The sequence below is a fragment of the Streptomyces sp. NPDC051664 genome (assembly GCF_044453545.1).
GTDB lineage: Bacteria > Actinomycetota > Actinomycetes > Streptomycetales > Streptomycetaceae > Streptomyces.
Genome location: NZ_JBITCU010000131.1, coordinates 1 through 1,302 on the forward strand (window position 1 = coordinate 1; position 1,302 = coordinate 1,302).

Annotated in this window: 1 protein-coding gene; it reads left to right on the forward strand. The window is 65.7% G+C overall.

Going from position 1 to position 1,302, the window contains the following annotated elements; all coding sequences use genetic code 11:
* On the forward strand, positions 1 to 1,302 hold a 1,302-nt coding region (locus ACIA8E_RS41985), incomplete at both ends, for an OFA family MFS transporter (protein WP_399307389.1).

Here is a 1,302-nt window from a genome sequence, read left to right on the forward strand (position 1 = left end):
CCGTTCAGGGAGGTGACGGACCGCAACGGCCGCGTGTTCCGGCTCGGTGAGAGCGATCGGGACATCATGCGGAGACCGCGCTGGACCATGGTGCTCTTCCCGTGGATCGGCATGATGGGCATCAGCTCGTCGGAGTACGCGTTCACCTCCGCCGAGGAGACCCTGCACGACGCGCACCTGTGGGCCAGCGGCCACATCTTCTGGCTGATGGGGGTCTGGATCTTCTTCCAGGCGGCCGTCGCCTTCCCGGCCGGTCAGCTCCGTGAGAGCGGGCGGCTGCCGGCCAGGAGCGCGATGATGCTCGGAGCGCTGGGCACCCTGCTCGGCTATCTCTCGCTGGCGTACGCACCTCATGTGATCGTCGCCTACTTCGGCTTCGGCATGTTCAGCGGTATCGGTGCCGGACTCGTCTACGCGACGTGCGTGAACATGGTCGGCAAGTGGTATCCGGAGCGCAAGGGCGGCAAGACCGGCATGGTCAACGGCGGTTTCGCCTATGGCTCGGTGCCGTTCGTGTTCCTCTTCACCTCGTACATGGATCTGTCCAACTACCAGGGTGTGCTGGTCTCCGTCGGGGTCATCTGCTGTGCGGTCGTCGCGGTCGCCGGCTGGTTCTTCAAGGACCCGCCGAAGAACTGGTGGCCCGGCCACGTCGATCCGCTGAAGGTCTCGGACGACCCGAGGATCGTGCGTTCGCTGGCGAAGAACCCGCCGGCGGTCAAGCAGTACACCCCGCGTGAGGCGGCCCGGACCCCGGTGCTGTGGATGATGTGGTTCTGTCTGCTCTGCACGGCAGGCATCAACATCTTCGGTATCGCCATGCAGGTGCCGTTCGGCAAGGAGATGGGGTTCGCCGGCGGCATCGTGGCCACGGCCATGTCGCTGAAGGCGATCGTGAACGGGACCGGCCGGGGTGTCATCGGCTGGATCTCCGACCGGTACGGACGCCGCAACACGCTGATCATCGTCTGTCTGGTCCTGGGATCCGCACAGTTCGGGGTGTTCTACTCCGGCGACATCGGCTCGATGCCGTTCTTCCTGTTCTGCTCGATGGTCTCCGGCTTCGGTGGCGGCGCGATCTTCCCGCTGTTCGCGGCGATGACCGCGGACTACTTCGGTGAGAACAACAACGCCTCGAACTACGGAATGGTCTACAGCTCGAAGCTGATATCCGGCCTGGTCGGCTCCGGCGTCGGCGCCTTCGTGGTCAGTGCCTGGGGCTACGGCGGTGCCTTCGCCCTGGCGGGCAGCATCGGTCTCGCCTCCGCGGTCCTCGCGTGCTTCCTCAAGGCGCCTGGCCGG